Raw genomic sequence first — 3,749 nt, 5'->3', positions numbered from 1 at the left:
CGAGGCCCGGGCCGGCGTCGGTGGCGGCATCTGCCAGCTCGCGAACCTGCTGCACTGGATGTTCCTGCACTCGCCGCTGACGGTCGTCGAGCGCTCCGAGCACAGCTTCGACCCGTTCCCCGACAAGAACCGGGTGCTCCCGTGGGGCGTCGGCTGCTCGATCGTCTGGAACTACGTCGACCTCGTGGTCCGCAACGACACCGACGTCACCTTCCAGCTGCACACGTGGCTCGACGACAAGCACCTGCGCGGCGAGCTCCGCGCGGACCGGCCGGTCGAGCACTCCTACAAGGTGGAGGCACGCAACGAGGAGTTCCTACGGCTGCGTCACGAGGGGGCCGACCGTGTCTGGCGGCGCAACGAGATCTGGCGGACCGTCATCGACCGGAGTACGGGCGTGGCGCTCGGCGAGGAGCTGCTCAAGCGCAACTGCGCCGTGGTGAAGTACCCGCCACCCGAGCACCTCGTCGTCGAGCTCGACCAGGACGGTCAGCGGACGACCACGCCACGCAGCACGACCCTGGCCGGCCTCGCGAGCACCGTGACGTCGGCCGTCGGGTCGGCGTCGTAGACCACGAGGTCGGCGGGGGCGCCCTCGTCGAGCAGCGGGTCGAGCCCGAGCCAGTCGCGGGCCTTCCAGGACGCGGCCGCGAGCGCCTCGTGCGCGGACATGCCGTACGCCGCCAGCTCGCGGACCTCCTCGGCGATGAGGCCGTGCGGCAGCACTCCCCCTGCGTCGGTGCCGGCGTAGATCGGGACCCCGGCCTCGTGTGCGCTCATGATCGTGTCCCGGCGGCGTTCGAAGAGGCCGGTCATCGTGGCGGCGTACGCCGGGAACTTGCCGCCCGCCTGCTCGGCGTACTCCGGGAAGTTGTTGAGCTGCAGCGCCGTCGGCACCAGTGCGGTGCCGTTGGCGACCATGGCGTCGACCAGGTCGGTGGTGAGGCCGGTGCCGTGCTCGATGCAGTCGATGCCGGCCTCGATCAGGCCGGGCAGCACCTCCCGGCCGAAGCAGTGCGCGGTCACCTTCGCGCCCAGGGCGTGCGCTGCTCCGATCGCGGCGGCGAACGCCTCCGGGGGAAACGACGGCTTCAGGTCGCCGGCGTCCCGGTCGATCCAGTCGCCGACGAGCTTGACCCAGCCGTCGCCACGGGCCGCTTCCTGCTCGACCGTCGCCACGAGCCCGTCCGGCTCGACCTCGTGAGCGTAGTTGCGGATGTAGCGCCTCGTGCGGGCGATGTGCCGGCCCATCCGGACCAGCCGGGGCAGGTCCTCGCGCTCCTGGACCCAGCGGGTGTCGACCGGGCTGCCGCAGTCGCGCAGCAGCAGCGCCCCGGCCGCGCGCTCGGTGAGCGCCTGCTCCTCGGTCGTCGCTTCGTCGACCCCGCCCTGCTCGTCGAGGCCGATGTGGCAGTGCGCGTCGACGAGCCCGGGCACCACCCAGCCGGTGGCCACCGTCTCGGCACCGGCCTGCGGCTCGAGGGTGATCCGCCCGTCGACGACGTAGAGGTCGCGGGGCTCGCCGTCGGGGAGAACAGGGCCGGAGACGCGCAGCGCGGGCACGCCTCCGGACCCTAGTCCCCCGAGAGCCTCGTCAGGTGCCCAGGCCGAACCCGTAGCGGAAGAGCGGGTCGTAGTCCGCGTCGCCGACGTTGATCGGCTCCTGGTCCAGGCTCCGCGGCCAGGTCATCGGGAGCTTGCCGGTGAACGGCTTCTTGCCGAACAGGACATCGGCCACGCCCGTCCCCTCGCTGCCGGGCAGCCAGGACGCGACCAGCGCGTCGATCTGGCCGAGGAGCTCGGGCGGGATGATGATCGGCCGGCCGGACACGACGAGGACCGTGCAGGTCGCCGCCGCCGAGCAGACCTTCTCGACCGCCGCCCGATCGGAGTCGGACAGCGTCATCTTCTGGATCCCGTTCGGCGCCCAGGTGGGACCGTTGTAGTCGCCAGGCCCCTCGGCGTACGGCGTCTCGCCGACCACCACCACGCCGGCGGCGTTGGCCGGCACGGGCGCGTCGGCGTTCGCGCTGAAGGTCACCGGTCCCTTCGCGGCGCCCTTGATGCCGTCGAGGATGGTGTCACCCGGGATCACCTGGTTGGGGTCGCCCTGCCAGGTGATCGTCCAGCCACCGGCCTGCTTGCCGATGCTGTCGGCGCTGCCGCCCGCGACGTAGACGGGCTGCTTCTTCGAGCCGCTCAGCGGCAGCGTGTGCTGACGGTTGCGGAGGAGCACCTGCGACTCGGCCACTGCCTGGCGCGCGACCTTGCGGTGCGCCTTGCTACCGATCTTGTCGATGTTGCGCCGGTCGGTGAAGGGGTGCTCGAAGAGGCCGAGCTCGAACTTGGCGGTGAGGATCCGCGAGACCGCGTCGTCGATGCGGTCCATCGAGACGGTGCCGTTGTCGACCAGACCGGTCAGGGTCTCGGTGAACTCGACGAACCCGGTGTCGCTGCCGGAGTAGGGCTCCATGAACATGTCGATGCCGGCGTTGACGCCCGCCGCGACCTTGTCGGCGTAGGTCGCGCCCGGGATCTGCCGGATGCCCTGCCAGTCGGAGATCACGAAGCCGTCGAAGCCCATCTGGCCCTTGAGGACGTCGGTGATCAGCTCGTGGTTGGCGTGCATCTTCACCGCGTCTGTGGTGTCACCACCGTTGAAGTCGGTGCTCGAGAACGACGGCATGACCGAGCCGACGTGGTGCTTGCGCACGGCCGGCCAGTACGGCGCGAGCGCGAGCCGGTCGAAGTCGGCGCGGCTGACCCGGTCGATGCCCTGGTCGATCGGGTAGCCACCGCCGAGCGCCATCGACGCGTCGTAGGAGGTGAGCCCGTCACCCGCGAAGTGCTTGGCGGTCGCCAGTACCCGGTCGGGCCTGGCGAGGTCCTTGGTCTTCGTGCCCTGGAACCCGTCGATGGCGGTCTCCATGCGCTCGACCAGCGACGGGGTCTCGCCGAAGCTCTCGTAGGTGCGGCCCCAGCGGTCGTCGCGGGCCACGCAGACGCACGGCGCGAAGACCCACTGCGGACCGGACGCCCGGGTCTCCTCCGCGGTGATGTGCTCGACCTTCTCGACCAGCTTCGCGTCGCGGGTCGCGCCGAGACCGATGTTGTGCGGGAACACGGTGGCCCCGAGGAGGTTGCCGTGGCCGTGCACCGAGTCCACGCCGTAGAGCAGCGGGATCCCGAGACGGGTCGCGAGCGCGGCCTCCTGGAAGGTGTCGACCATGTCCGCCCACGCCTCCGGCGTGTTGGCCGCCGGGGTCGACCCGCCGCCCGACAGCACGCTGCCGAGGCCCTTCGCGGTGATCTCGGACGGGTGGTCTGTGACGTCAGCACGCTCGGCCTGGGTCATCTGGCCGACCTTCTCGGCCAGGGTCATCCGGGAGAGCAGGTCGGCGACCCGGTCCCGGACGGGGAGCTTGCTGTTCTGGTACGCCGGTGGTACCGGCGCGTGCGTGGTGGCCTGTCCGGGAGCCTGGAGGGCTCCGACGGCGAGGGCCGCGACGAGGGCGGTGCCGAGGACGGCGCCGCGAGGGGTGCGCAACATCGAGTTGTCTCCTTGCCCGATCAAGAAGCCGGTCGCCGCCGTGGCCACCGGGTGGGGTTCCCCGCTCCTGCACCGTAGGAAGGGCCATTGATCCCGGTCAATGCCGAATCACGCCGGATGTCGCCGCAGTTCCTCCACCTTCCGCACTAATCGCCCTACAGTGGCCTCATGCCCAGCACCGGTGCCCTCGAACGGCTCC

3 protein-coding genes are annotated in these 3,749 nt (G+C 71.0%); 1 reads left to right on the top strand and 2 read right to left on the bottom strand.

Translation table 11 applies throughout. From position 1 onward, the window contains the following. Nucleotides 1-571, top strand: a 571-nt coding sequence (locus VFV89_RS12295) for a VanW family protein (RefSeq protein WP_329706232.1), incomplete at its 5' end; no start/stop codon positions are given. On the opposite strand, the gene VFV89_RS12290 is transcribed toward VFV89_RS12295, so the two are convergent. Together VFV89_RS12290 and VFV89_RS12285 are read right to left on the bottom strand one after the other, a co-directional pair. Continuing rightward, nucleotides 490-1,563: an amidohydrolase family protein gene (locus VFV89_RS12290; RefSeq protein WP_329706231.1), complete on the bottom strand. Its 1,074-nt coding sequence runs from the start codon at nucleotides 1,561-1,563 to the stop codon at nucleotides 490-492. The two genes, VFV89_RS12295 and VFV89_RS12290, sit on opposite strands and share 82 nt — an antisense overlap. Before the next feature lie 31 nt (nucleotides 1,564-1,594). Beyond that, the gene (locus tag VFV89_RS12285; RefSeq protein WP_329706230.1) at nucleotides 1,595-3,550 is read right to left on the bottom strand and encodes a glycoside hydrolase family 3 protein; all 1,956 of its coding nucleotides are present in this window, start codon (nucleotides 3,548-3,550) and stop codon (nucleotides 1,595-1,597) included. Nucleotides 3,551-3,749: the final 199 nt, after the last annotated feature.

The sequence above is a fragment of the Nocardioides sp. genome, assembly GCF_036274455.1.
Lineage (GTDB): Bacteria > Actinomycetota > Actinomycetes > Propionibacteriales > Nocardioidaceae > Nocardioides.
Note: the sequence above shows the minus strand (reverse complement) of the source record. Positions and strands in the feature narration are given on the sequence as shown.